A 26,584-nucleotide genomic window follows, 5' to 3' on the forward strand; every position below is an offset into this window, starting at 1 on the left:
ACCCCATGTCCAGCGTACTTTCCACCGGTACCGGTGCCCTGCTCGCCTTCCAGCGTGCGTTGGCGACCACCAGCCACAACGTGGCCAACCTCAATACTCCGGGCTATAGCCGGCAGAAGGTCAACTTCGCCACGGCTGATCCCCAGAACTACGGCTACGGCACGGTCGGCAACGGCACCCGCATCACCGACATCCGCCGTACCGCCGACCAGCTGGCGATCTCGCGCCTGCTCGACAGCAGCGGCGAGCTGGCGCGCCTGAAGCAGCTCTCCGGCATGGCCGACCGGGTCAATTCGTTGTTCTCCGACGCGGCAACCAACGTGTCCGGCGTCTGGTCGAAGTTCTTCGATTCGGTCAGCGGCCTGTCCTCCAATGCCGCCGGCACCGCCGACCGCCAGAACATGCTGGATGGTGGCAAGGCGCTGGCCAACCGCTTCGTGCAGCTCAACACGCACCTGAACAACCTCAACAGCGAGGTCAACAACGGCCTGCTGGCCGGTGCCACCGAGGTCAACCGGCTGGCGCAGGAGATCGCGCAGATCAACGGTGCGATCGGCACCAACATCGCTACCGCCGCACCGGACCTGCTCGACCGCCGCGATCAGCTGATCACCCAGCTGATCGGCTACACCGGTGGCACGGCGGTGATCCAGGACGGCGGCATCATGAATGTCTACACCGCCGGCGGCAACGCACTGGTGGTGGGCACCACGGCGACCAAGGTCACCACCGTGGCCGACCCGTACCAGCCGGAGCGGCTGCAGCTGGCGCTGGAAACGCAGGGCAACACCATCCGCCTCGACCCGAAGGCGGTCGGTGGCCAGATCGGCGGCCTGCTGGAATTCCGCGACACCGTGCTGACGCCTGCCCAGGCCGAACTGGGCAAGCTGGCGGTAGGCCTGGCCGAGAGCTTCAACCAGGTGCATCACCAGGGCGTGGACCTGTATGGCCAGCTGGGGGGTGACTTCTTCAACATCGGCAATCCACGCGTCACCGCCAACAATGCCAACACCGGCACCGCCAGCCTCAGCGCCAGTTACGGCGACCTCGGCAAGCTGGACGCGCAGAACGTGGTGCTGCAGTTCGATGGCACCAACTGGAAGGCCAGTCGTGCCGACACCGGTGCGAACGTTCCGCTGACCGGCACCGGTACGGCCGCCGATCCACTGGTGATCAACGGCGTCAAGCTGGTGGTCGGCGGTACCCCGGCGGCCAACGACCGCTTCCTGCTGCAGCCGACCGCAGGCGTGGCGGGCAGCATGGAAGTGGCGGTCACCGATCCCTCGCGCATCGCCGCTGCTGCGGCAGTGAAGGGCGCGGCGGCGACGTCCAACACGGGCACCGGCAAGCTGAGCGGTGTCACCGTCAGCGATTCGACCAACGCCAACCTGCGCAATCCGGCCGCGATCGTGTTCACCTCGGCCACCACCTACACCATCGATGGGGGCCCGCCGCAGACCTACACGCCCGGCCAGACCATCAGTGCCAATGGCTGGAGCTTCGTGCTGGACGGTGCGCCGAAGGTCGGCGACACCTTCAACATCACCCCGACTCCGGCGGGCTCGTCGGACAACAGCAACGCCTCCAGGCTGTCCAAGGTGGAGAGCGCCAAGGCATTCAACAGCGGCACGGTCACCCTCAACGGCGCCCTGGGGGGCCTGACCACCCAGGTCGGTGCAGCCGCCCGCTCGGCCGAGTATTCGCTGGAAGCGCAGCTGGTGATCAATGACAAGGCGCAGGAAGCACGCGATGAAGTATCCGGCGTCAATCTGGACGAAGAGGCGGCCGACATGCTTCGCCTGCAACAGGCCTACCAGGCAGCCTCGCAGCTGATCTCCACCGCCGACAGCATGTTGCAGACCATCCTGGGAGCCGTCCGTCGATGAGCAGCCGTATCTCCACAAGCATGATGTTCAACCAGTCCGTGTCGCTGATGATGGCCAAGCAGGCCAAGCTCAGCCACCTGGAGCAGCAGATCGCCACCGGCAGCAAGATCGTCAGCGCCAAGGACGATCCGGTTGCCGCTGGTGCGGCGGTCGGGCTTGACCGCAGCCTGGCCGCACTGGACCGGATGAAACTGAATGCCGGCAACGTGCAGAACCGACTGGGCGTACAGGAAAACACCCTGGCCCAGGTCAACGACCTGATGGCGCGCGTCAACGACCTGACCATCCAGGCCAGCAATCCGGCGCTGGGCGCCGCCGACAAGAAAACGCTGATCACCGAACTGAACCAGATCCGCGAGGGCCTGTTGTCGCTGGCCAACGCCGACGACGGCACCGGCCGCTACGTGTTCGGCGGCACCAACGATGGCGATCCGCCGTTCGCCAAGATCAATGGCAAGGTGGTCTACCGTGGCGACCAGACCCAGCGCCAGATTGAAGTCGGCCCCGATACCTATGTGCGGGATGCCCTGCCCGGCAGCGAGATCTTCATGCGCATTCCTACCGGCGACGGCTTCGTCGATGGTGTTGCCGCGGCCGGCAATACCGGCAACGGCGTGCTGACCAACATCACCCGCGATGGCAGCGACAGCTGGAACGGCCAGTCCTTCAGCATCCGCTTCACCGCCGCCGACCAGTACCAGGTACTGGACGGCGCTGGCAACGTGACCGGCACCGGCACGTTCAAGGCCGGTGACAACGTGGAAGTCAACGGTGTCCGCCTGCAGATCACCGGCGCACCCGCTGCCGGTGACAGCTTCAACGTGAAGCCGGCCACCAGCCGCGACATCTTCGACACCATGGACAAGCTGATTGCCGCGCTTGATGCCGACACCGGCACCACCGCCAAGATGAGCGCGCAGCAGAACGAACTGCAGAGCGCCCTGCGCGATGTGGCCCGTGCGTCGGAACGGATGATCGATTCGCGCGCGGCCGGCGGTGCGCAGCTGAAGGCACTGGACAATGCCGCCGACATGCGTGAAGCCAACAGCGTGACCCTGAAGACCACGCTGTCGCAGATGCGTGACCTGGACTATGCCGATGCACTGAGCCAGTACCAGCTGCAGAGCACCGCGCTGCAGGCGGCACAGACGATCTTCTCGCAGATGCAGTCGATGTCGTTGTTCAACAAGATCCGCTGACGCATCTCCTGCGTCACCCCTGAAAGGCCGCGATGCCCTGCATCGCGGCCTTTTTCGTTTCTGCGTGCCCGTTCCGTCGCGCTCGCCGGGCGTGGGCTGGCGCTACCGGAAACGTGCTGCACGCATTTTCCGTGATTGCCCATCAAGCCCGGCCCTGCCCCGCCGATACCTTCATCAGCGCTGGTTGGGCATGCCCAACCGCCCTTTCCGGGGTCGCCTTCACGCCCAGCCAGGGCTGGAAAACCCGGGAAAAACAGCCTCCGGCACCGAATTGCAGCATCGACGGAATTCACGGCTAAAGGTTGTTGACAAAGCGCCGTTATTCATTTGGCAACAGCGAAGCACACAGCCACACAAAAAAACAGGCGGCGCTTCGTTTCATTCACCAACGGGTTCCATATAAGAGGAGACGACCCCATGGCACAGGTAATCAACACCAATACGATGTCGCTCAACGCTCAGCGCAACCTGAGCACCAGCGGCAGCTCGCTCGCTACCACCATCCAGCGCCTCTCGTCCGGCCTGCGCATCAACAGCGCGAAGGACGACGCGGCCGGCCTGGCCATCAGCGAGCGCTTCACCACCCAGATCCGCGGTCTGGACGTGGCCATCCGCAACGCCAACGACGGTATCTCGCTGGCCCAGGTCGCCGAGGGTTCGCTGAGCGAAGTCGGCAACAACCTGCAGCGCATCCGTGAACTGGCCGTGCAGTCCTCCAACGCCACCAACTCGGCCAGCGACCGCAAGGCCCTGCAGGCTGAAGTGACCCAGCTGGTCTCGGAAGTCGACCGCGTGGCCAAGCAGGCTGACTTCAATGGCACCAAGCTGCTGGACGGCTCCTTCACCAGCCAGCTGTTCCAGGTCGGCGCCAACGCCGGCCAGGCCATCGCCATCAACAGCGTGGTCAACGCCAAGGCTGATTCGCTGGGCGCGGCAACCTTCGCCAACGGCTACACCGGCACCAGCCTGGCCGCCGCCGACAAGGCCACCGCCGACACCACCTACTCCGGCCTGCAGATCTCGGTGACCCCGCCGGGCGGCACCGCCACCACGGTCACCATCAACGACTTCACCGTGAAGGCGGGCGAATCGATCACCTCGGCCACCTCCGCCGCGATCAACAACAAGCTGGGCGAAACCGGCGTCATGGCCTCGGTCAATGCCGGCGTGATCAGCCTGGCCTCGGTCAAGGACGGCCAGACCTTCACCCTGGGCATCAGTGCCGCAACCCCGCCGGCTGGCGCCACCGCCGCGACCATCGCTGGCCTGGGCCTGACCGAAACCAGCACCAACGGCGGCCTGCTGACCGGCGCCACGGCCAACTTCGTCAAGGACCTGAACGTCACCACCGCCGAAGGTGCGCAGAAGGCGCTGTCGATCGTCGACAAGGCCCTCGAGTCGGTCAACAGCGTGCGCGCCGACCTCGGCGCGATCCAGAACCGCTTCACCTCGGTGGTGGCCAACCTGCAGACCTCCTCGGAGAACCTGTCGGCCTCGCGCAGCCGCATCCGCGATACCGACTTCGCCAAGGAAACCGCCGAACTGACCCGCACCCAGATCCTGCAGCAGGCCGGTACGGCCATGCTGGCCCAGGCCAACCAGGTACCGCAGAACGTGCTCAGCCTGTTGCAGCGCTGACATGAGCCGCCCCCGGGGCACGTCGGGGGCGTCTAACCCAACTCACGTGCAACCGCTCAAGGACCTCTCCTCATGGCACAAGTCATCAACACCAATACGATGTCGTTGAATGCTCAGCGTAACCTGAGCACCAGCGGCAGCTCGCTGGCCACCACCATCCAGCGCCTGTCCTCCGGTTCGCGCATCAACAGCGCCAAGGACGACGCCGCCGGTCTGGCGATCTCCGAGCGCTTCGGCACGCAGATCCGCGGTACCGACGTCGCCATCCGCAATGCCAACGATGGTATCTCGCTGGCCCAGGTCGCCGAAGGTTCGCTGACCGAAATCGGCAACAACCTGCAGCGCGTCCGCGAGCTGTCGGTGCAGGCCTCCAACGCCACCAACTCGGCCAGCGACCGCAAGGCCCTGCAGGCCGAAGTGACCCAGCTGGTCTCGGAAATCGACCGCGTTGCCAAGCAGTCGGACTTCAACGGCACCAAGCTGCTGGACGGCACGTTCTCCAGCCAGCTGTTCCAGGTCGGCGCCAATGCCGGCCAGGCCATCGCCATCGACAAGACCATCGATGCCAAGGCCAACGCCCTGGGTGGTGCACAGTTCTCCAGCGGTACCGCAACCGCAATCGCCGGTACTGCTGACACCGACACCGCAGTGGGTGCGTTCACCATCACCGACAGCAAGGGCACCGTCTTCAACTTCGGCGCCATGACGGTCAAGAGCGTCGGTGACGCTGCCGCCAACACCGCTGCAAACGGCAAGGCCGTCGCTGCCGCCATCAACGCCAAGATCGGCGAAACCGGCGTGCTGGCCGAAACCGATGCCGCCGGCGCACTGACCCTGACCTCGGTCAAGGACAGCGTGAACAACGCGGGCGCCTTCACTGCCATCGGCAGCTCGCTGGCCGGCTTCGCCGCGGCCACCCCGGTCCCGGGCAAGCAGTTCGCCGACAAGATCGACGTGTCCACCGTGAAGGGTGCACAGCAGGCAATGGAAGTGGTCGACAAGGCCCTGGGTGCGATCAACAGCACCCGCGCCGACCTCGGCGCGATCCAGAACCGCTTCACCTCGGTCGTGGCCAACCTGCAGACCTCGTCGGAAAACCTGTCGGCTTCGCGTAGCCGCATCAAGGACACCGACTTCGCCAAGGAAACCGCAGAGCTGACCCGCACCCAGATCCTGCAGCAGGCCGGTACGGCCATGCTGGCCCAGGCCAACCAGGTGCCGCAGGGCGTGCTCAGCCTGCTGCGCTGATCCGCTCGCTGATCGACCTCCGGGCACCGCATGACGCGGCGCCCGGATCCTGAAATACGTTCCACCTTCGCCAAAGGAAAAGCACCATGGCACAAGTCATCAACACCAATACGATGTCCCTGAATGCTCAGCGCAACCTGAGCACCAGCGGCAGCTCGCTGGCCACCACCATCCAGCGCCTGTCCTCCGGTTCGCGCATCAACAGCGCCAAGGACGACGCCGCCGGCCTGGCGATTTCCGAGCGCTTCGGCACGCAGATCCGCGGTACCGACGTTGCCATCCGCAACGCCAACGACGGCATCTCGCTGGCCCAGGTCGCCGAAGGTTCGCTGACCGAAATCGGCAACAACCTGCAGCGCGTCCGCGAGCTGTCGGTGCAGGCCTCCAACGCCACCAATTCGGCCAGCGACCGTAAGGCCCTGCAGGCCGAAGTGACCCAGCTGGTCTCGGAAATCGACCGCGTCGCCAAGCAGTCGGACTTCAACGGCACCAAGCTGCTGGACGGCACGTTCTCCAGCCAGCTGTTCCAGGTCGGCGCCAATGCCGGCCAGGCCATCGCCATCGACAAGACCATCGATGCGAAAGCGGGTTCGCTCGGCACCTCGACCTTCGCAAGCGGTGCAACTGACGTACTGGCCGCCAGTACCGACGGCTCGCGCATTACCGGCAAGGTAATGGGCGTGGACATCGGCACCGTCGAGATCAAGGCCGGCGCCACCACTGCCGACGCGTCCAAGGCTGTCGCCACGGCGATCAACGCAAAGATCGGCGAAGCCGGCCTCTATGCCGAGGCGAATGCCGACGGCTCGATGAAACTGACCTCGGTGAAGGAAGGCAAGGCCGTCGTCGCTGCCGACATCGCGCTTGAGCGCAGCGATCTGACCGCCGCGACCGGCGTGTGGAGCGCGAAGACCGCAGCCGGTGCTTACACCGCTGGCACCGCCACCGCCGCCAACGTGCAGAAGCTGGACGTGAGCACGGTGCTTGGTGCACAGCAGGCGATGGAAGTGGTCGACAAGGCCCTGGGTGCGATCAACAGCACCCGCGCCGACCTCGGTGCGATCCAGAACCGCTTCACCTCGGTCGTCGCCAACCTGCAGACCTCGTCGGAAAACCTGTCGGCGTCGCGCAGCCGCATCAAGGACACCGACTTCGCCAAGGAAACCGCAGAGCTGACCCGCACCCAGATCCTGCAGCAGGCCGGTACGGCCATGCTGGCCCAGGCCAACCAGGTGCCGCAGGGCGTGCTCAGCCTGCTGCGCTGATCCACGGCAAGAAGGCGCCGCTACCGTCGGGTCGAACCGACGGTAGCGGCAACCCGGAAGCCACGGTGCACGAAGGCGCGGGCCATGCCCGGCCCGGGATCGCTCCCGAACCGGCTTGGCATCGCCCGCTCCTGCGGACCTCTCTTTCAGCGCTGTACCTTTGACTGTACGTACCGGGCGGCTTCGTCTCCCCCCGATTGTCAGTAGCCTGATCCCTCCCCTGCATTGGGGGAGGGCTTTTTGCAGACTCCCGGCAGCCCGCGGTGAACCTACCCGCACCCTGCCCCAGCCCTCCTGCAACCCGCGTGCCAGAACCTGCGCCAGACCATTGGCACGGCACGTGCATCAACGAAGTCCTCAAGACCCAGCGGCGCAGGCCGCTATTTTCGTTGACGACGGGCCACCGCACGACGGCCAGGCCCGGATACCAGGAGAATCACATGGCAAGCTTTGGATACGGTGGCATTGGCTCGGGGCTCAACATCTCGGACATCGTCAACCAGCTGGTCGCGGCCGACCGCAAGCCCGCCGACAACGCGCTGAACCTGCAGCAGTCCAAGGCCAAGATGCAGCTGTCGTCGATCGGCACCGTCACTGCGGCCTTCGACAAGCTGAAGACCGCGCTGACCGCACTGAAGGCCACCACCGCCTTCGATACCCGCACCGTGACCGCCACCGGCAAGGCGCAACCCGCCAACACCGACGACGTGCTGACGGCCTCGGTGGCACTGTACGACCTTGGCACGACCAAGGCAGCAGCCTCCAATGGCACCCACCAGGTGGAGGTGAAATCCCTTGCCACCGCACACAAGCTGATTGCCAATACCTCGGTAGGGAAGACCGACACCTTCGGCGCCGGAACCTTGACGCTGACCGTTGGCGTCGGCGACAAGGCAAAGACGATGAAGGTCGAGGTGGAAGCCGGCGATACGCTGACCACCGTGCGCAACAAGATCGACGCCGCAGGCCGCAAGGAAGGCGTGCAGGCGACCCTGATCGCCTCGGGCGACAACCAGTACCTGTCGATTGCCCAGGAAAAGACCGGCGCCGCCAATGCCATCAAGCTCGAATACGGCGGCAGCGACCCGAAACTGACCGCACTGGTGGGCAGCCTCCAGGAAAACACCGCGGCAGCCGATGCCGAGCTGACCATCGATGGCGTCACGGTGGTCAGCGCCAGCAACACCGTGGCCGACGCCGTGCCGGGGTTGACCCTGAACCTCAAGGTCAAGGGCAAGAGCACCGTCGTGATCAGCACCGATACCACTGCAGCCACCAAGGTGATGCAGGAGTTCGTGACCGCCTACAACGCAGCCATCGCGGCGATCAACACCGAGACCAAGTACGACGCCAAGACCAAGGAAGCCGCCACGCTGACCGGCGACGCGCAGATGCGTGGTGCCTCCAGCCAGTTGCGCTCGGTGATGTCGGGCGTGCTGAAGGAACTGTCCGCCGATGGCCTGGACCCGAAAACGCTGGGACTGCAGACGCGTGGCTACCCCAACGCCGACGGCAGCCTGGTGCTGGACGCCACCAAGTTTGCCGCCGCGCTGGCCAGTCAGCCCGAGAAGATCCGCTCGGCAATCACCGGCGACACCGGCGGTGCCGGCACGCTGTACACCATGGTCGACGGCTACGTCAGTACCACGGTCGGCAAGGAAGGTGCCTTCGTCGCCCGCACCAAGGGCCTCAACACCACGCTGGACAACATCGACAAGCGCCGCAAGGACCTCGACACGCGCATGAAGAACGTGGAGGAGCGCTACAAGAAGCAGTTCATCGCACTGGACAGCCTGATGGGCAAGCTGCAGCAGAGCAATACGTCGCTGCAGCAGCAGCTGGCACAGCTGAACCGCTAAAGGACGGCGTGCAACGCTCAAGTTTGGCGTGTAACGCACCGATAACGGACGCAACAGCAATCAACGCCGCACCGCCGGCAGCGGTCCCCACGACCGTCCGGCGGCACCCCGCGCAAGGAGAATCACGAATGTACGGTTCCAGCCGTCAATATGCCGAGCAGTACCGCCAGGTGGGAGTGACCAGTGCGGTCGCCGATGCCGATCCGCACAAGCTGGTGGCGATGCTGCTGGCCGGCGCGCTGGAGCGCGTGCGGCGCGCCCTGGCCAGCCTCGAGCGTGGCGACCAGGCCGGCAAGGGCAAGGCGATCGGCGAGGTCTGCGCGATCGTCGGCCACCTCAATGGCTCGCTGGATCATGAGGCTGGCGGTGAAATCGCCGGGAACCTGTCGGCACTCTACGACTACGTGCTGCAGCGCCTGACCGAGGCCAACCTGCACAACGACCGTGCCGCCCTCGATGAATCCCTGCAGTTGCTGGGCGAGATCGACAGCGCCTGGAATGCGATCCCGATGGAACAGCGCCGCCCGGCTGCGGTGGCCCCATGAGCCTGCACGAACTGCACGCCCAGCTGGACGCCTTCGAAAAGGCCCTGGGCGAAGACGCCCTCGACCAGGCCGACAGCCTGCTCGACGGTCACGACAGCACGCTGCATGCCCTGCTCAGCCAGCCGCTGACCTCGGACGACCACGCACCACTCAGTGCGCTGTTCGAACGCCAGCAGAACCTGCTGGGCCTGCTGCGCCAGCGTCGCGATGCGGTGGCAGCACTGATGAATGACGGCCAGCGCTCTCTTCGCGCGGCCCATGCCTACCTGCAGGCAGAATCGCTGGCATGACCCAACTGCCGACAACGTCGCTGCACCATCCCGCCGAAAGCGAGCTGTTCGACGAAACGCTCAGCTGCGAGCTGGCACTGCCCGCCGAATTCCAGGCAGGCAGTGGCACCGGCCGTACCGGCAGTGCCGAGGGCCTGCTGCGCAGCCTGGCGCTGGTTGAAGACAGCCGCGTTGACGAGCATGACGACCGCAATGAAGCCAGCCTGCAATTGCAGCGGCTGGAGGCGAAGCTGGATCTGGCGATGGTGTTGCTTGGCCGCCTGGTCCGCCAGCAGGGCCAGGAACTGACCCTGCGCCCGGTGCGCTGGTCGCGCCGTGGCATCCGCCTGCAACTGGGCCCGCGCAGTGGCGCCAGCCCCGGCCAGGCGGGCCTGGTCCGTCTGCAGCCCAGCGATTGGCTGCCCGACCATATCGACCTGCCGGTGGAAGTGATTGCCGAAGCGGCCGATGGCGGCGGCGGCCACTATCTGTGGCTGCGCTTCCAGCGCCTTGGCGATGGCCTGGAAATGGCCATGGAGCGCCACCTGTTCCGCCTGCACCGGCGCCAGGTGGCCGAGGCACGCCGGGCGCGCTGAAACCTGCCACCATCGAGCTTGGCGGGCAAGCCTTGGCGCGCCCGTTCAGCTAAGTTAAGGTGGACTCCCCTACACGGACCTGCTGCGTGCCTGTGCGAGTTCTCATCGTCGACGATCACACCCTGGTCCGCGCCGGCCTGGCGCGGCTGCTGCAGGGGTTTGCCGACGTGCAGCTGGTTGCAGAGGCCAGCAACGCCGAACAGGCGCTGCAGCTGGCCCTGCAGCACGCCCCGGACGTGGTCCTGATGGACCTGTCATTGCCTGGCCGTACGGGTCTGGAAGCGCTCAGCGATATCCGGCTGCGCGCGCCCGGTACCCGGGTTGTGATGATGACCATGCACGACGACGCCGCGCACGTGCGCGATGCCCTCGACCGCGGCGCGGCCGGGTTCGTGGTCAAGGATGCGGCGCCGCAGGAACTGGAGCTGGCGCTTCGCGCGGCGCATGCCGGCCAGGTGTTCCTGAGCCCGCAGATCTCCGCCAAGATGCTGGCACCGATGCTCGGGCGCGAGAAACCCACCGGCATCGCCGCACTGTCGCCGCGCCAGCGCGAGATCCTGCGCCGCATCGGCAAGGGCGAGAGCAACAAGGAAATCGCCGCCGACCTCGGCATCAGCGTCAAGACAGTGGAAACCCACCGCGCACGCATGATGGAGTCACTGGGCTGCCGTCGCGCCAACGATCTGCTGCTGTTGGCCGCGCGCCATCAGCACGAGCTGGAGTAAGCGCCAGCCGCGGCGTGACGAAGCGATGGCTGGGTAGAGTGGGCTGTTGGTAGAGTCGACTGTCAGTCGACTTGCGCGCGGAGCGCGGGACTTTTCCTTGGTCTGATCGGAGAGCAGTCGACTGACAGTCGACTCTACCGGTGATCGTCTCTATCGACAGCCGACGCAGCCAACCCGCACCCAGCGTCGAATTCCCGTCATCCCGACACTCCCCGACAGGAATCCGTACACGGCGCAGCCCGATCAATCCGGGCCTTGCACCGGAAATCAGCAACTTAGCGAAGATCATCGTCAACATTCCGCGCCACTGTAGGGAATACCCCTACACGCCGTCAGGAAATTCACGAAGCTCCTCAGGACCCCCCCGATTCCGCCCCCGCCGGATCAAAAGCAAGATGCGTTCCACAAGGCGCCGGGGAGCGGCGCCGGGGAACCACGATGAAGGCTGCACTCTCGACCCAGCTGGGCCAACAACTTCACCTCACCCCGCAGCTGCTGCAGTCGATCCGGCTGCTGCAGCTTGATGGCCTGCACCTGGAACAGGAAATCCAGCGCCTGCTGGACTCCAATCCCCTGCTGGAAATCGAAGAACCCGAAGCACCGGCCGCCGACGCCACCGACGTTGCCACCGCGACGCTGGAAACCGCCGCGTTCGACGAGCTGCCCGAGTCGTCGATGTGGGACGTGGCCGGCGCCAGCTGGCAGGACGGCGACGACGACCGCATGGCGCGCATCGCCGCCGGCGAATCCACCGACCCGCAGCTGCGCGTGCTGCAGCGCCTGTCGCTGGACATGGAAGATCGCCAGCTGGCAGTGGCCGCATTCTGGCTGGACCACTGCGACGAGGCTGGCTACCTGCAGGCGCCACTGGGCCAGCTGCGGCTGCTGGCCAGCGCCCAGTTCGACATCGACGCCGACGGCGTCGAAGCCATCCGCCAGCAGCTGCTGCACGGTGACCCGGCCGGCATGGCCGCCCAGGACCTGCGCGAGGGCCTGCAGGCGCAGCTGCGCAGCCTTCACGGCGCGGTGCCTGCCCGCCACCTGGCCACGCGCATCCTGGACGGCGCACTCGATGCGCTGGCCGCACATGATTACCCCGCCCTCGCCCGCCAGCACGACGCCGAGATCGACGATGTGCGCGAAGCGGTACGCCTGATCCTGTCGCTGCAGCCACGCCCAGGCGACAGCCTGCTGCCGGAACGAAATGCCGTTGTGGTTCCGGATGTGGTCGCCTGGCACGCCGATGGCCAGTGGAAAGTGGCATTGAACCCGGCCACCAGTCGCCGCGTCTCCATCAACAGCCAGTACGAACAGGCGCTGGCAGAGAGCAGTGAGGCCGTCCCGGCACTGCGCGAGATGCTGCAGGAAGCGCGCTGGTTCAGCCGCGGCCTGTCAATGCGCTACGACACCCTGCTGCGCACCGCGCGGGTGATCGTCGAGCGCCAGGCCGCGTTCCTGGTGCGTGGCGAGGAAGCCATGGCACCGCTGACCCTGAAGGAAGTGGCCGAGGAAATCGGCATGCACGAGTCCACCGTCTCGCGCATCACCACCGGCAAGTTCCTGCAGACCCCGCGCGGCACCTTCGAACTGAAGCACTTCTTCGCCGTCCGACTGGAAGGCGCCAGCGTCTCCGGGCAGGCGGTCAAGGCCATGGTCCGCCGCCTGATCGACGCCGAACCGGCCGGTCGGCCACTGGCCGATGAGGCGATCGCCGGCCTGTTGTCACGCCAGGGGGTGAACATTGCCCGCCGAACCGTCGCAAAATACCGGGAACAACTGGACATCGCCCCGGCCCGTGAACGGCGCCGGCTCGGCGCCAGGCAACCACAGCTGGCCCGGGTGGGCTGAAAAGGATGTTGCACATGAACAAGCTTACCGTCCTGCTGGTCGATGACCACGAGGGCTTCATCAACGCGGCAATGCGCCACTTCCGCAAGATCGACTGGCTGCAGATCGTCGGCAGCGCCGGCAACGGCCTGGAAGCGATCGAGCGTTCGGAAACGTTGCGCCCGCAGGTCGTATTGATGGATCTGGCAATGCCTGAGATGGGCGGCCTGCAGGCCACCCGCCTGATCAAGTCGCAGGACGACGCACCGTACATCGTGATCGCCAGCCACTTCGACGACGCCGAGCACCGCGAGCACGCGCTGCGTGCCGGTGCCGACAATTTCGTCAGCAAGCTGTCCTACATCCAGGAAGTCATGCCGATCCTGGAAGGCCTCAGGGAGGAACAGTCGTGAGCGAATCGCGCATCCTTGTGCTGGATAACGACGCCGTGCGTGCAGAGCGCACCGTTGCCCTGCTGGAGTTCATGGACTTCAACCCGCGCTGGGTCTCCGACGCGGCCGACTTCGATCTGGGCCGGCAGCGCCAGAACGATTGGATGGCAGTGATCGTCGGCAGCCTGGACGACAACGCCGCCAGCACCGCACTCTACAACTGGCTGGGCGGCAGCAGCCTGCCTCCGCCGGTACTGCTGGCCGACGGTGATGCCGCAGCCTTCGCGCAGCAGCACGGCCTGCACGAAGCCAACATCTGGCCACTGGAGACGCCGCTGCGCCACGCGCAGATGGAAGCCCTGCTGCGCCGCGCCAGCCTCAAGCGCCTGGATGCCGAGCACCAGGCCGGTGCCGCGCAGGAGCAGGGACCAACCGGCAACGGCCCGGCGGTCACCGCACTGCGCACCATGATCGAGCAGGTGGCCGCGTTCGACACCACCGTGCTGGTGCTGGGCGAATCCGGCACCGGCAAGGAAGTGGTGTCGCGCGCCATCCACCAGCGCTCGCCGCGCCGTGATGGCCCGTTCGTGGCGATCAACTGCGGCGCCATTCCGGCCGACCTGCTGGAAAGCGAACTGTTCGGTCACGAAAAGGGTGCCTTCACTGGCGCACTGACCGCGCGCAAGGGCCGTTTCGAAATGGCCGAAGGCGGCACCCTGCTGCTCGACGAGATCGGCGACATGAGCCTGCCGATGCAGGTGAAGCTGCTGCGCGTGCTGCAGGAACGCAGCTTCGAGCGCGTCGGTGGCAACCAGACCATCCGCTGCAACGTGCGCGTCGTGGCCGCGACCCACCGCGATCTGGAAACGCGCATCGCCGAAGGCAAGTTCCGCGAGGATCTGTTCTACCGCCTCAACGTGTTCCCGATTGAAGTGCCCGCGTTGCGCGAGCGCCGTGAGGACCTGCCGGCGCTGGTGGAAACCATCGCCGCGCAGCTGGCCCGCACCGGCCGTGGCGAAGTGCGCTTCACCCCGGAAGCCCTGCAGGCACTGGCCGGCTACGAGTGGCCGGGCAACGTGCGCGAGCTGACCAACCTGGTCGAGCGCCTGGCCGTGCTGCATCCGGGTGGATCGGTGCGCGTACAGGACCTGCCGGCCCGCTACCGTGGCGATGCCGCGCTGGCTGCCGTCGCTACGCCGACGCCGGCACAGCCCGCCACCAGCGAAGAGCGACTGGACCTGCGCAGCTTCTCGTTCCACACGCCCGGCAGCGGCAACCAGCCGGCGCTGGAGCACGGCATCGCCGTCAATCGCCCGGCGGCACCGGCCGCCCTGCCCGACGAAGGCATGGACCTGCGCAACCACATGGCCAACATCGAACTGGGCCTGATCAACGAAGCACTGGAACGCACCCAGGGCGTGGTCGCCCACGCCGCCCAGCTGCTCGGCCTGCGCCGCACCACCCTGGTGGAAAAGCTGCGCAAGTACGGCATCGAACGCGAGCAGGCCGAACTGGCCGGCTGAAGCGCGCTACCAGCATGAAGGGGGCACGAACGCCTGGGCTTGCCCGGGCGTTGGTGTTTTTGAGATTTACAACTTTTCCCAATGCGTTCTGCTTCGTTACGCAATAGCCTCAAGGATTGTGATTTCGACCAGGGAATGCCATGAACGGGACCTTCGAAGATTCCATGCAGGAATTACTGGAATCAATGCTGAGCGTTTGCCTGGAGTACGGAGAGCATCGCGTGGATGGGGTCTACCTGTACGGTGCAGCGGAAGATGGGACGTCATCTGCAGACGTCTTCTATGACATTGGCGGTCACCTCTACAGGACCAACCAGTTGAACGACGCTCCCGCGGCCGGAAGTGGTCAGCCGTTTGACCTTTCCGATTCCCGTGGCAGCGCCCTGCTGGATTTTCTCTTGGACGATCTTGATCGCCTACTTGAACTTCATAAGAATCATGATCGAGAACCCCCTACCCAGCTGAAGGCGCACTTCGACGCCGTTACGGAAAAGCTGAGCGTCAAGTTCAGCCACGATCTCCATTTCTCCAATACCGAAGATCTCCTGCCTTCCGATATGTTCGAAGCGTGGCTGCAGGAAGTGAAGGAACGCTCCTCAAATGCCCGAGGCAACGGTTAACCCGAAGCCCATGCGAGGCGTCGAATGCGAGCACGCCGCGCCGACCAGCTGAACGAACTCGCAGGGGTCAAAGTGCCACCTGCGGTAGGGAGCCGAAACTCCCGCGTTTACAAGTCTTCCTAAAGACAGCAGCGCCGAACTGCGGTGCATTGGCAAGGACATCCCAAGGAGGTCCACATGCATCGCTTGATCCTGCTCGCCGTCCTGCTCTGCCCGGCCCTGGCCACCGCGGCCAACTGCATCCTGCCCGCCACGCTCGACCAGCGCCAGTTCACCAACCTCAGCGACCCGCTGTACGCCCCGGACAACCCCAATGCCGGACGCATGGTCCAGGTCAGCTTCGCCGGCAGCCAGTACGTGCTCGACATCCTCGGCACCGACCTGCGCATCGGCGGCAGCTACCGCTACCAGCGCCTGGCCCCGCATATCGCGGAACTCCACATGACCGAGGCCCACCCGGCCGGCCCCGCCCACTACACCCTGCTGCTGACCTGCCAGAGCGACCGCCAGGGTCGCTTCATCTACACCCAGCACGACGGACCCATTGCCCCGCGCCAGCGCCAGAATTCCGGCCGATGGACCCTGCAGCCATAGGCCAGAAAACCGACGCCGGTTAAATGGCGCCACGACCGGAGTCAGAGCCGGTTGCGTTGCAACGGGATCCGACCCCGTGCCGACCAACGGTCGGCACCCACCACCATCAGAAGCACCATCAGCAGCAGGTTCCAACAGATCGCGGCCCACTGTCGAAGGCGGGGTGGGTCCGGTTGCGGGGGTGTCCGCGGCATGGATGCCGCGGCCAAGCCCCCAAGGACGGGTTTACGGCGTCCCCCGTAACCGGACCCACCCCGCCACCCCACGGATAGCCCGATTTTGACGTTGATGTTGACGTGGCCTCTGCGGGTGCAGGGCGCAGCCCTGCCACCAAACACCCCCACCCTCACTTCACTGAATCGAAAACCGGTTTCGGCACGGCACTTGCACTGGCTACAGCAGACAACCCCATCCCTGTTTCTGGAACCGTTGCAGATGTCCCACTCCGTCACTTCGATCCTTTCGCAGATCCGCTCCTATCAGACCCAGATGGGACAGCCGGCGCTCAACCCGCTGGGCGAAACGCCTCGCAGCAACGCCCTGCCGGGCACGGTGCTGGACGCACCGCAGGCCCAGCCGGCCAGCTTCACCGAAACCCTGCGTGGTGCGATTGCCGGCGTCAACGATGCGCAACAGAAATCCGGCGCCCTCGCCAAGGCCTTCGAAATGGGCGACCCCAGCGCCGACCTCGCCAAGGTGATGGTCGCCTCGCAGCAGTCCCAGATCGCCTTCCGCGCCACCGTGGAAGTCCGCAACCGTCTCGTCCAGGCTTACCAGGACGTGATGAACATGCCGCTGTAAGGAATAGAGACGCATGGCACTGACGCTCTCCAAGGACAGCCTGAACGCCGAAAAGGCCGGGCAATGGTTCGACCGCCTGCAGAGCCTGCAGATCACCCGTCGGCTGGGCCTGATGGCGATGATCGCGGTGGCGGTGGCGGCAGGCCTGTCCGTGTTCTTCTGGTCGCAGAAGCCGGGCATGGTCCCGCTGTACACCGGCCTGGACCAGAAGGCCACCGCTGAAGCGACCGACCTGCTGCGCGCCGCGCAGATTCCGTTCGCGCTCGACCCGGCCACCGGTGGCATCACCGTGCCGGAAAAGAACCTGCACGACGCCCGCCTGAAGCTGGCCGGTTCCGGCCTGACCGACAGTGGCAAGCTCGGCTTCGAGCTGATGGAACGCGACCCGGGCTTCGGCGTCAGCCAGTTCGTCGAAAGCGCGCGCTACCAGCACGCGCTGGAAACCGAACTGTCGCGCACCATCAACACGCTGCGCCCGGTGCGCGATTCGCGCGTGCACCTGGCCATTCCCAAGCCCAGCGCCTTCACCCGCCAGCGCGACGTAGCCAGTGCCTCGGTCACCCTGGAACTGCGTGGTGGCCAGCAGCTGGAACGCAGTCAGGTGGATGCCATCGTGCACATGGTTGCGGCCAGCATCCCGGATCTCGCGCCGGAGCGGGTGACCGTGGTCGACCAGAGTGGGCGCATGCTCAGCATCACCGACCCGAACAGCGAAGCGGCGGTCAACGCTGCCCAGTTCGAGCAGGTGCGCCGCCAGGAAACCTCGTTCAACCAGCGCATCCGCGAGCTGCTGGAACCGATGACCGGCCCTGGCCGCGTCAACCCGGAAGTGAGCGTGGACATGGATTTCTCGGTGACCGAGGAGGCCCGCGAGCTTTACAACGGTGAGCCGCAGAAGCTGCGCAGCGAGCAGATGAGCGAGAACACCACCAGCACCCCTGGCCCGCAGGGTGTGCCGGGTGCGACCAGCAACAGCCCGCCGGGCCAGCAGGCTGCACCGGCCACCGCGCAGACCCCGACCGAAAGCAGCAAGAACGCCACCCGCAACTACGAGCTGGACCGCACCCTGCAGCACACCCGCCAGCCGGCAGGCCGCATCAAGCGCGTCTCGGTGGCGGTGCTGGTGGACAACGTGCCGCGCGCCGGCGCCAACGGCAAGATGAGCCCGCAGCCGCTGTCGGCCGCCGAACTGACCCGCGTCGAAGCGCTGGTCAAGCAGGCCGTCGGCTTCAACGCCGAGCGTGGCGATACCGTGTCGGTGATGAATGCCCCGTTCGTGCGGGATACCACGCCGGTCGAAGGCCCGGCCTGGTGGGAGCTGCCGTGGGTGCACGATGCCGGCCGCATGCTGCTCGGCGCGGTGGTGGTGCTGGCGCTGCTGTTCGGTGTGCTGCGCCCGGCACTGCGTGCGATCACCGGCCAGAACAAGAAGAACGACGAACCAGCACTGGAACCGCACACCGCGGATGTGCAGCTGGTCGATGACGATGGCATGCCGCTGCCGGCGCTGGGCGCCGACCGGGCCAGCCTGGCCGGACCAGACGCACTGGCCCTGCCGGTGGATTCTTATGAGGAACGACTGCGGATGGCGCGTGAAGCCGTGAAGACCGACTCCAAGCGCGTGGCCCAGGTGGTCAAGGGCTGGGTGGCCAATGACTGAGGCACAACTGACCGGCGTACAGCGCGCGGCCGTGCTGCTGCTGTCCCTGGGTGAGCTGGATGCGGCCGAAGTGCTGCGCCACATGGAACCCAAGGAAGTGCAGAAGATCGGCATCGCCATGGCCACCATGACCGACATCACCCGCGAGCAGGTGGAACGGGTGATGGACCAGTTCGGCCAGGAGCTGGGCTCGAAGACCTCGCTGGGCGTGGGCTCGGACGACTACATCCGCAACATGCTGGTGCAGGCGCTGGGCAGCGAGAAGGCCGGCAACCTGATCGACCGCATCCTGCTCGGCCGCAACACCACCGGCCTGGACGCGCTGAAGTGGATGGACCCGCGTGCGGTGGCCGACCTGGTGCGCAACGAGCACCCGCAGATCATCGCCATCGTGATGGCGCACCTGGAAACCGACCAGGCCGCCGACGCGCTGAAACTGCTGCCGGACCGTACCCGCGTGGACGTGCTGCTGCGCATCGCCACCCTCGACGGCATTCCGCCGAACGCACTCAATGAACTCAACGAGATCATGGAGCGCCAGTTCGCCGGCAACCAGAACCTGAAATCGTCCAACATCGGCGGCGTGCAGTGCGCGGCCAACATCCTGAACTTCATGGACAGCGGCCAGGACCAGGCGATCCTGGGAGAAATCGCCCGCATCGATGCGCCGTTGAGCAACCGCATCCAGGACCTGATGTTCGTGTTCGACGATCTGGTCGACCTGGATGACCGCGAAATGCAGCTGGTGCTGCGCGAAGTGAGCGGCGAGCGCCTGGGCCTGGCCCTGCGCGGTGCCGACATCAAGGTGCGCGACAAGATCACCCGCAACATGTCGCAGCGCGCGGCCGAAATCCTGCTGGAAGACATGGAAGCTCGTGGCCCGGTGCGCCTGTCCGACGTGGAAGGCGCACAGCGCGAGATCCTGGCCATCGTCAAGCGCATGGCCGATGAAGGCACCGTCACCATCGGTGGCAGCGCGGAGGCCATGCTGTGAGCAACGTCGTGCGCTGGCTTGCCCCGGACCTGCTGGCCCAGCCCGAACCGGTGCTGGAGCAGGAGGATGCGTTCGAACTCACCGAGCCGGACCCGGAACACGAGCCGGAGCCGTCGCTGCAGCTGCCGACCCTGGAGGAAATCCAGGCCATCCAGGACAGCGCCGAGAAGGAAGGCTTCCAGCACGGCCATGCTGAAGGTTACGGCCAGGGTCAGGCCGAAGTGCGTCGCCTCGCCGCGCAGATCGAAGGCATCCTCGACAACTTCAGCCGCCCCCTGGTGCGGCTGGAGAACGAAGTGGTCGGCGCACTCGGTGAGCTGGCGGTACGCATCGCCGGTGCGCTGGTCGGCCGCGCCTATGAAGCTGACCCGGCACTGCTGGCACAGCTGGTCGGTGAGGCCATCGACGCGGTGGGTGGCAGCACCCGCGAGGTCGAAGTGCGACTGCATCCCGATGACATCGCCGCCCTCGCCCCGCTGTTGAGCCTGCCGCCACAACAGCGCCTGGTGCCAGACACCAGCCTCAGCCGCGGCGATCTACGCGTGCACGCCGAAGCCGTGCGCATCGACGGCACCCTGGAAGCCCGCCTGCGCGGCGCGCTGGACGCGGTGATCCGCCAGACCGGAGCCAATGCATGAACCCCGATCCGCAGCCGACGCCGCCACCGGCCGACTGGGCCATGGCCCGCAACCTGCGCCTGGCCCGTCGCCTCGATGGACTGCGCGTGGATACCGCCCATGGCCGTGGCCTGATCCGCGAAGGCGTGCTGCGCCGCGCGGTCGGACTGACCCTGGAAGCTGTCGGCTGCGAGGCGCCGCTGGGGGCCAGCTGCAAGGTGGAAGTGGTCGACGGCGGCTGGGTCGATGCCGAAGTGGTCGGCTTCGCCGGCGAGCGCACTTACCTGATGCCCAGTGCCGAGCTGCATGGCCTGTTGCCCAACGCCCGCGTGGTGCCATCGGCGCGCCGCGGTGGCGTGGAAGTGGGCGAAGGCCTGCTTGGCCGCGTCATCGACAGCGATGGCGTGCCGCTGGACGGCAAGGGCCCGATCCGCGCCGAAGGCCATGTCGGCATGGCCGGCGTGTCGATCAATCCACTGGCGCGTGAACCGATCACCCAGCCGCTGGACGTGGGCGTGCGCGCGATCAACGCGCTGCTGCCGATCGGCCGCGGCCAGCGTGTCGGCCTGTTCGCCGGCTCCGGCGTCGGCAAGTCGACGCTGCTGGGCATGATGACCCGCTACACCGCCGCCGACGTGATCGTGGTCGGCCTGATCGGTGAACGTGGCCGCGAAGTGCGCGATTTCGTCGAGACCACGCTGGGCGAGGAAGGCCTGCGCCGCGCCGTGGTAGTGGCCAGTCCCGCCGACCGGCCGCCGCTGGCGCGCCTGCACGGTGCCTACCGCGCTACCGCCATCGCCGAATGGTTCCGCGACCAGGGACTGAACGTGCTGCTGCTGATGGACTCGCTGACCCGCTTCGCCCAGGCACAGCGCGAGATCGGCCTGTCGGTGGGCGAGCCGCCGACCACCCGCGGCTACCCGCCGTCGGTGTTCGCCAAGCTGCCGGCACTGGTCGAACGCGCCGGCAATGGCGCCAAGGGCCGTGGCTCGATCACCGCGTTCTACACGGTGCTGACCGAAGGCGATGATCCGCAGGACCCGATCGCCGATGCGGCGCGCGCGATCCTCGACGGCCACATCCTGCTCTCGCGGCGCGTGGCCGACAGCGGCCTGTACCCGGCCATCGACGTCGAATCGTCGGTCAGCCGTGTGGTCACGGAAATCGCCGACGAGCCGTGGCGCCTGCGCATCCGCAAATTGAAGCGACTGGTCTCGGCCTACTCGGCCAACCGTGACCTGATCGCCATCGGTGCCTACCAGCGCGGCAACGACGCGGCCACCGACGAAGCCCTGGAACGCTGGCCGGAAATCATGGAGTTCCTCGGCCAGGACGTTGCCAAGGCCGCAGATCTCCCGCACAGCCAGGCGGCGCTGCAGCGCCTGGTGGAACAAGAGAGTTAAGCCATGAACCAGTCCAAGCGCATTGATCCCCTGCTCAAGCGGGCCCAGGAACACGAGGACGCGGTTGCCCGCGACCTGGCCGAACGCCAGCGCGTGCTCGATACCCATCTATCGCGACTGGACGAACTGCGCCGCTACGCCGAGGAGTACGCCAACGCTCAGATGGCCGCCACCAGCCCGGCGCAGCTGCTCAACCGACGCGCTTTCCTCGACCGGTTGGACAGTGCCGTCGAACAGCAGCAGGCCACGGTCAATGGCAACCGCGAAAAGGTGGAAGCCGAGCGCGCCCGGCTGATCCTGGCCAGCCGTGACAAGGCCGTGCTGGAACAGCTGGCCGCGAGCTACCGCGCGCAGGAAAAAGTGGTGACCGACCGCCGCGACCAGCGCGAGATGGACGATATCGGTGCGCGCCGCGCGCGCCTGGTCCAGGCCGAAGACCAGGACGGCACCGAGCAGGGAGGTCGCTCGTGATGCCCTCCCCACTCGCCGGCAGTGCCAACCCTGCCACGCCGGCCACCAGCAACAGTGCGGCGCGCGCCCCGCGCAGCGAAGGCGGAAAGGACTTCAGCCAGCTGCTGCAGGACGGCGCGCCCTCTGCACCCGCCCCTGCCGGCAGCGCCACCACGCCGTCGCCATCCACGTCGAGCCAGCCGTCGACCACTGACAGCAGTGGCCAGGCACCAGGCGAACGCAGCGACGCCGAAGCGGTAACCGCTGAAGCGCCGCCGCTGCCGCCCGTTGCCGTGACCCCGGCTGCACCCGCTACCGACAAGGACAAGCCCGCCGCGACCGAAGACGCCCCTTGGCCGCCGCTCGGTCTGGCCGGCCTGGTGCTGGCGATGCCGACGCCCGTGGATGCGGCCGCTGCCCTGCCGACCACCGCTGCACCGTTGCAGGCCAGCGACGGCAGCGCACTGCCCGTTGCTCCTGCCGCGAATCCGGCACTGCCTGCAACTGCCCCAGCAACGGCCGCCGCAGCGACGGCCGACGGCAAACCGGCGGCGACCAGCGCGGGCGATGCCAGCGCGCTGCCACTGCCGGAGATGATCCTGCCCGGCAAGCGCAGCGAGCGCGGCGAAGGCAGTGACGTGGTCGCCGTTGGCGACCGCGCCAGTGCACCACTGCTGCATGCACCGGCGGGGGCCGCCGTACAGGACCTGAAGGCGGCGCTCGCCACCGGCAACGCGATCTTCAATGGCGAACCCACACCGAAGCCCGTGCTGGGTGACGACGGCTTCGACCAGGCCATCGGCGCACGCCTGGGCTGGCTGGCCGACCAGAAAATCGGCCACGCCCATATCCGCCTGAGCCCGGACGACATGGGCCCGGTGGATGTTCGCCTGCAGTTGAACGGCGACAAGGTGCATGCCAGCTTCAGCAGCCCGCACGTGGATGTGCGGCAGGCGCTGGAAAGCAGCCTGCCGCGCCTGCGCGAGCTGCTGGGCGAACAGGGCTTCCAGCTGGCACACGCTGATGTTGGCCACCAGGCCCCGGGGGGCGACGGCAATGCGTCGGGAGCATCTGGCAACGGTGGGACCGCCGGTGACGGAGAACCGTCGCCCGGCGACACCAACGTGTCGTCCGCGCAGCTGATCCGCCAGCGCGGGTTGCTGGACGCCTACGCCTGACTGGCGTGCCAACCAAGGTTGGCACCCACCAGGGCGGGGCGGCTGGCGCCTATCAGGACACCGGGGCAATGGAGCCGCACCGGCCAGTATCGCGTTGGTGGGTGCGGAGCTTGCTCCGCACGGCCCCACCGCCCCCCGACGGAATTCCGTCGCACCCCTCTGCCCCGCCTTCGGCACACCCCTTGCATATCCCGGTGAAGCAACCCTCAGGAGCTTCACCCCGTGGCCGCAGCCGCTGACAAAACCAAGAAGACAGCCGAGAAGGACAAGGCCGCCAAGCCGCGTAGTCCGATCCTGATCACCGCGCTGGTGGCCGTACTGGCCGCCGCTGCCGCCGGTGGCGGCGTCTGGTTCTTCACCCAGTCCAAGCACGAAGACAAGGCCGCGCAGGCCCCGAAGAAGACCGCGACCCCGGCACCGGCCCAGTATTTCGCGCTGGACCCGGCCTTCGTGGTCAACCTCAACGGCCCGGTCGATGGCCCGCGCTACCTGCAGCTGGAAGTGCAGCTGATGACCCGCGACCCGTCCGCGCTGGAAGCGATCAAGACCCATGCACCCGCCATCCGCGCACGCCTGCTGATGCTGTTCTCGCAGGTCAGCCCGGACCAGATCGCCGATGTCGCCGGCAAGCAGAAGCTGCAGGCTGCGTCGCTGGCCGAAGTGCAGAAAGTGCTCAAGGCCGAGACCGGCAGCAATGGTGCCGACGACCTGCTGTTCACCAGCTTCGTGACCCAGTAAGGGCCCACCGATGAATGATCTGTTGTCCCAGGACGAGATCGATGCCCTGCTCCACGGCGTGGACAGTGGCGCGGTCGAAACCGATCCGGAACCGCCGTCAGGCGAAGCGCGCTCGTACGACTTCGCCAGCCAGGACCGCATCATCCGCGGTCGCATGCCAACCCTGGAAATGGTCCACGAGCGTTTCGCGCGCCTGTGGCGGATCGGCCTGTTCAACCTGATCCGTCGCTCGGCCGAGCTGTCGGTGCGCGGCATCGAGCTGATCAAGTTCAACGACTACATGCACTCGCTGTATGTGCCGACCAACCTGAACCTGATCCGCTTCAAGCCGCTGCGCGGTACCGGCCTGATCGTGTTCGAGCCGACCCTGGTGTTCGCCATCGTCGACAACTTCTTCGGTGGCGACGGGCGCTACCCCACCCGCATCGAAGGCCGCGAGTTCACCGCCACCGAAATGCGGGTGATCCACCTGCTGCTGAAGCAGACCTTCGCCGACCTGCGCGAGGCCTGGGCACCGGTGATGGACGTCGACTTCGAGTACATCAACTCGGAGATCAACCCGCACTTCGCCAACATCGTGACGCCGCGCGAATACGTGGTGGTGTGCCGCCTGCACGTCGAACTCGATGGCGGCGGTGGCGACATCCACGTCACCCTGCCGTATTCGATGCTGGAGCCGATCCGCGAGCTGCTCGACGCCGGCATCCAGAGCGACCGCAACGACCGCGACGAGAGCTGGGGCAAGACCCTGCGTGAACAGCTCAACATCGCCGAAGTCACCCTGTCCAGCGTACTGGCCAGCAAGCGCATGACCCTGCGTGACCTGACCCAACTGAAGGTCGGCGACATCCTGCCGATCGAGCTGAGCCCGCAGGTGCCGGTGTGCGTGGAGAACATCCCGGTGTTCACCGGCGAGTTCGGCATCGCCAACGGCATGAACGCCGTGAAGATCACCGCTACCCATCCGCCGGGCACCCGCCCGCGCGTACCCGTCATCCAGGAAGACCCGCAATGAACGATATCGACGCCCTCGAACCCACTCCGGCCCAGTTCAGCAGCCTGCAGGCCGATGAGGCGAACGGCCCGGACCTGAACCTGGACGTGATCCTCGACGTACCGGTGACGCTGTCGCTGGAAGTCGGTCGCGCGCGCCTGCCGATCCGCAACCTGCTGCAGCTCAACCAGGGTTCGGTGGTGGAACTGGAACGTGGTGCCGGCGAGTCGCTGGATGTGTTCGTCAACGGCACCCTGATCGCCCATGGCGAAGTGGTGGTGATCAATGACCGCTTCGGCGTGCGCCTGACCGATGTGGTCAGCCCGAGCGAGCGGATCCGGAGACTGCGTTGAGCCTGCTGGCCTCCACCCTGCTGGCGGTCGGCAAGACCGCCGCTCCGGCCGGCCCGCAGATCGGCCAGCACGCAGCCGCCGCACCGAGCCTGTTCGGCGCGGTGCTGGCGCTGCTGGCAGTGCTGGCGCTGGTCATCGGCCTCGGCTGGCTGCTCAAGCGCCTGCCCGGCAGTGGTTTCCGCCCGGCCGAAGGCATGAAGGTGGTGGCCAGCCTCAGTGTCGGTGCCAAGGAGCGCGTGGTGGTGGTCGAGGTCAACGGCCAGCAGCTGCTGCTGGGCGTCACCGCCGGCGGCATCAACACCCTGCACACCCTGCCCGAACCGCTGCCGCCGCCCGCGCCCGTGCGCGTGCCGGACTTCAAGAATCTTCCGAATTTCGCCCAGCTGCTGCAGCAGCGGCTGCGCAAGGACCCCTGACATGCGTGTCGCCCGTACCCGTCTTGCCACCCTGATGCCGTGGCTGCTGATGCTCGCCCTGTGCCTGTTGCCGGCACTGGCCTTCGCTGCACCCGGCGCACCGACCACGCCACTGCCGGACATCAACGTCGGCAAGATCGGAGGTGCGCCGGTCAGCCTGCCGCTGCAGACCCTGCTGCTGATGACGGCGATCACCCTGATCCCGTCGATGTTGCTGGTGCTGACCTCGTTCACCCGCATCATCATCGTGCTGGGCCTGCTGCGCCAGGCGCTGGGTACCGGGCAGACCCCGTCCAACCAGGTGCTGCTGGGCCTGGCCCTGTTCCTCACCGCGATGGTGATGATGCCGACCTGGGACAAGGCCTGGAGCACCGGCATGGCGCCGTACCTCAATGGCGAGATCGACTTCCAGACCGCCTGGACGCTGACCACCACGCCGTTGCGCGGCTTCATGCTGGCGCAGATCCGGGAGACCGACCTGATGACCTTCGCCGGCATCGCCGGGCACGGCACCTACGCCAGCCCCGACGCGATCCCGTTCCCGGTACTGGTCGCATCGTTCGTCACCAGCGAACTGAAGACCGCCTTCGAAATCGGCTTCCTGATCTTCATCCCGTTCGTGATCATCGACCTGGTCGTGGCCAGCGTGCTGATGTCGATGGGCATGATGATGCTGTCGCCGATGCTGGTGTCGGCACCGTTCAAGATCCTGCTGTTCGTGCTGGTGGATGGCTGGGTGCTGACCGTGGGTACGTTGGCGGCGAGCTTCAATCCGGCGTGATTGAGAGGCAGTC

The 26,584-nt window shown here is 66.5% G+C and carries 27 protein-coding genes; all 27 read left to right on the plus strand.

Annotated features, from left to right (window positions below; genetic code table 11):
• Positions 1 to 5 precede the first annotated feature (5 nt).
• Positions 6 to 1,886 carry a flagellar hook-associated protein FlgK gene (gene flgK, locus AC5P5X_RS19360; RefSeq protein ID WP_495216040.1) on the plus strand — a complete coding sequence of 627 codons (1,881 nt, stop codon included), beginning with the start codon at positions 6 to 8 and terminating at the stop codon, positions 1,884 to 1,886.
• Positions 1,883 to 3,085, plus strand: a complete 1,203-nt coding sequence (gene flgL / locus AC5P5X_RS19365) for a flagellar hook-associated protein FlgL (protein ID WP_049402743.1) — start codon at positions 1,883 to 1,885, stop codon at positions 3,083 to 3,085. The genes flgK and flgL overlap by 4 nt, the downstream gene beginning before the upstream one ends.
• A gap of 417 nt (positions 3,086 to 3,502) precedes the next feature.
• On the plus strand, positions 3,503 to 4,723 hold the full coding sequence (locus tag AC5P5X_RS19370) for a flagellin (protein ID WP_111118369.1): 1,221 nt from the start codon (positions 3,503 to 3,505) through the stop codon (positions 4,721 to 4,723).
• A gap of 72 nt (positions 4,724 to 4,795) precedes the next feature.
• The gene (locus AC5P5X_RS19375; protein ID WP_099473109.1) at positions 4,796 to 5,971 is read left to right on the plus strand and encodes a flagellin; all 1,176 of its coding nucleotides are present in this window, start codon (positions 4,796 to 4,798) and stop codon (positions 5,969 to 5,971) included.
• A gap of 86 nt (positions 5,972 to 6,057) precedes the next feature.
• Positions 6,058 to 7,236: a flagellin gene (locus AC5P5X_RS19380; RefSeq protein ID WP_005413265.1), complete on the plus strand. Its 1,179-nt coding sequence runs from the start codon at positions 6,058 to 6,060 to the stop codon at positions 7,234 to 7,236.
• 440 nt (positions 7,237 to 7,676) lie between these two features.
• Positions 7,677 to 9,095 (plus strand): flagellar filament capping protein FliD, encoded by a 1,419-nt coding sequence (gene fliD, locus AC5P5X_RS19385; protein ID WP_012480116.1) that lies wholly within the window; start codon positions 7,677 to 7,679, stop codon positions 9,093 to 9,095.
• A gap of 128 nt (positions 9,096 to 9,223) precedes the next feature.
• Entirely contained in the window at positions 9,224 to 9,640 is a 417-nt protein-coding gene (gene fliS, locus AC5P5X_RS19390) for a flagellar export chaperone FliS (RefSeq protein ID WP_049448908.1), read from the plus strand.
• The gene (locus tag AC5P5X_RS19395; protein WP_005413263.1) at positions 9,637 to 9,930 is read left to right on the plus strand and encodes a hypothetical protein; all 294 of its coding nucleotides are present in this window, start codon (positions 9,637 to 9,639) and stop codon (positions 9,928 to 9,930) included. Before fliS ends, AC5P5X_RS19395 begins: the two co-directional genes overlap by 4 nt.
• Positions 9,927 to 10,505 carry a PilZ domain-containing protein gene (locus AC5P5X_RS19400; protein ID WP_005413262.1) on the plus strand — a complete coding sequence of 193 codons (579 nt, stop codon included), beginning with the start codon at positions 9,927 to 9,929 and terminating at the stop codon, positions 10,503 to 10,505. The genes AC5P5X_RS19395 and AC5P5X_RS19400 overlap by 4 nt, the downstream gene beginning before the upstream one ends.
• A 92-nt stretch (positions 10,506 to 10,597) precedes the next feature.
• Entirely contained in the window at positions 10,598 to 11,230 is a 633-nt protein-coding gene (locus AC5P5X_RS19405; RefSeq protein WP_111189503.1) for a response regulator, read from the plus strand.
• Positions 11,231 to 11,668: 438 nt separating this feature from the next.
• The gene (gene rpoN / locus AC5P5X_RS19410) at positions 11,669 to 13,078 is read left to right on the plus strand and encodes an RNA polymerase factor sigma-54 (protein ID WP_043033575.1); all 1,410 of its coding nucleotides are present in this window, start codon (positions 11,669 to 11,671) and stop codon (positions 13,076 to 13,078) included.
• Positions 13,079 to 13,092: 14 nt separating this feature from the next.
• Positions 13,093 to 13,470, plus strand: coding sequence for a response regulator (locus AC5P5X_RS19415; RefSeq protein WP_005409556.1), 378 nt, complete (start codon positions 13,093 to 13,095; stop codon positions 13,468 to 13,470).
• On the plus strand, positions 13,467 to 14,972 hold the full coding sequence (locus AC5P5X_RS19420; RefSeq protein ID WP_111189488.1) for a sigma-54 dependent transcriptional regulator: 1,506 nt from the start codon (positions 13,467 to 13,469) through the stop codon (positions 14,970 to 14,972). The genes AC5P5X_RS19415 and AC5P5X_RS19420 overlap by 4 nt, the downstream gene beginning before the upstream one ends.
• Before the next feature lie 140 nt (positions 14,973 to 15,112).
• Positions 15,113 to 15,592 (plus strand): hypothetical protein, encoded by a 480-nt coding sequence (locus tag AC5P5X_RS19425; RefSeq protein WP_111189487.1) that lies wholly within the window; start codon positions 15,113 to 15,115, stop codon positions 15,590 to 15,592.
• Between the two features lie 177 nt (positions 15,593 to 15,769).
• A complete protein-coding gene (locus tag AC5P5X_RS19430) occupies positions 15,770 to 16,186 on the plus strand; it encodes a hypothetical protein (protein ID WP_044570072.1) in 417 nt (138 codons plus the stop codon).
• A 435-nt stretch (positions 16,187 to 16,621) separates the two neighbouring features.
• Positions 16,622 to 16,987: a flagellar hook-basal body complex protein FliE gene (fliE, locus tag AC5P5X_RS19435; protein WP_005409552.1), complete on the plus strand. Its 366-nt coding sequence runs from the start codon at positions 16,622 to 16,624 to the stop codon at positions 16,985 to 16,987.
• A 13-nt stretch (positions 16,988 to 17,000) separates the two neighbouring features.
• Positions 17,001 to 18,647, plus strand: coding sequence for a flagellar basal-body MS-ring/collar protein FliF (fliF, locus tag AC5P5X_RS19440; protein ID WP_012480110.1), 1,647 nt, complete (start codon positions 17,001 to 17,003; stop codon positions 18,645 to 18,647).
• 7 nt (positions 18,648 to 18,654) lie between these two features.
• A complete protein-coding gene (gene fliG, locus AC5P5X_RS19445) occupies positions 18,655 to 19,641 on the plus strand; it encodes a flagellar motor switch protein FliG (RefSeq protein WP_024958226.1) in 987 nt (328 codons plus the stop codon).
• A complete protein-coding gene (locus tag AC5P5X_RS19450; RefSeq protein ID WP_111189486.1) occupies positions 19,638 to 20,279 on the plus strand; it encodes a FliH/SctL family protein in 642 nt (213 codons plus the stop codon). The genes fliG and AC5P5X_RS19450 overlap by 4 nt, the downstream gene beginning before the upstream one ends.
• Positions 20,276 to 21,661, plus strand: coding sequence for a FliI/YscN family ATPase (locus tag AC5P5X_RS19455; RefSeq protein WP_005413257.1), 1,386 nt, complete (start codon positions 20,276 to 20,278; stop codon positions 21,659 to 21,661). The genes AC5P5X_RS19450 and AC5P5X_RS19455 overlap by 4 nt, the downstream gene beginning before the upstream one ends.
• A gap of 3 nt (positions 21,662 to 21,664) precedes the next feature.
• Positions 21,665 to 22,132, plus strand: coding sequence for a flagellar export protein FliJ (gene fliJ, locus AC5P5X_RS19460; protein ID WP_005413256.1), 468 nt, complete (start codon positions 21,665 to 21,667; stop codon positions 22,130 to 22,132).
• Entirely contained in the window at positions 22,132 to 23,289 is a 1,158-nt protein-coding gene (locus AC5P5X_RS19465) for a flagellar hook-length control protein FliK (RefSeq protein ID WP_111189485.1), read from the plus strand. Before fliJ ends, AC5P5X_RS19465 begins: the two co-directional genes overlap by 1 nt.
• A 222-nt stretch (positions 23,290 to 23,511) precedes the next feature.
• Positions 23,512 to 24,027: a flagellar basal body-associated FliL family protein gene (locus AC5P5X_RS19470; RefSeq protein ID WP_062606966.1), complete on the plus strand. Its 516-nt coding sequence runs from the start codon at positions 23,512 to 23,514 to the stop codon at positions 24,025 to 24,027.
• Between the two features lie 10 nt (positions 24,028 to 24,037).
• Entirely contained in the window at positions 24,038 to 25,042 is a 1,005-nt protein-coding gene (gene fliM, locus AC5P5X_RS19475; RefSeq protein ID WP_005409544.1) for a flagellar motor switch protein FliM, read from the plus strand.
• Positions 25,039 to 25,374 (plus strand): flagellar motor switch protein FliN, encoded by a 336-nt coding sequence (fliN, locus tag AC5P5X_RS19480; RefSeq protein ID WP_005409543.1) that lies wholly within the window; start codon positions 25,039 to 25,041, stop codon positions 25,372 to 25,374. Before fliM ends, fliN begins: the two co-directional genes overlap by 4 nt.
• Positions 25,371 to 25,790 (plus strand): flagellar biosynthetic protein FliO, encoded by a 420-nt coding sequence (fliO, locus tag AC5P5X_RS19485; protein WP_005409542.1) that lies wholly within the window; start codon positions 25,371 to 25,373, stop codon positions 25,788 to 25,790. Before fliN ends, fliO begins: the two co-directional genes overlap by 4 nt.
• Before the next feature lies 1 nt (position 25,791).
• Complete coding sequence (fliP, locus tag AC5P5X_RS19490) at positions 25,792 to 26,571, plus strand: flagellar type III secretion system pore protein FliP (RefSeq protein ID WP_049404621.1); 780 nt, start codon at positions 25,792 to 25,794, stop codon at positions 26,569 to 26,571.
• The last annotated feature ends 13 nt before the right edge of the window (positions 26,572 to 26,584 follow it).

This window comes from Stenotrophomonas sp. YJH_SMC_91, assembly GCF_059368495.1.